Origin of the sequence: Parvimonas sp. D9 (genome assembly GCF_035282565.1) — a bacterium.
Taxonomy (GTDB): Bacteria; Bacillota; Clostridia; order Tissierellales; family Peptoniphilaceae; genus Parvimonas; species Parvimonas micra.
The window spans coordinates 1-273 of record NZ_JAYKBM010000145.1 but is presented as its reverse complement, the minus strand read 5'-3'; the positions used below and the strand labels follow the sequence as shown (position 1 = coordinate 273).

At 36.3% G+C, this 273-nt stretch carries 1 protein-coding gene; it reads left to right on the top strand.

Going from position 1 to position 273, the window contains the following annotated elements; all coding sequences use genetic code 11:
- The first annotated feature begins 10 nt into the window (after positions 1–10).
- Positions 11–139, top strand: a complete 129-nt coding sequence (locus tag VJI94_RS09005; protein ID WP_416383683.1) for an RNA polymerase sigma factor — start codon at positions 11–13, stop codon at positions 137–139.
- Positions 140–273: the final 134 nt, after the last annotated feature.

Here is a 273-nt window from a genome sequence, read left to right as displayed (position 1 = left end):
AGACAGGGCTTTGGTATCTATGCATTTAGACGGGTATGAAAATCCGGAAATAGCAGCAGTATTGGGTATTTCTGTTAACCATGTAGCGGTTAAACTGCATCGTTGCAAACAACAATTGGCTAATCTTTTAAAGCAGTGATTATGAGTATAGAAAAAACCTGGAAAGATATAGATGAACAATCAGATGAAGTGTTGCGCTCTTTGCTGAAACCTCATACACTGGATAAACTGCAATCAAAAAATCCGCTTTACATCATCAAAAAAAACCTTTTA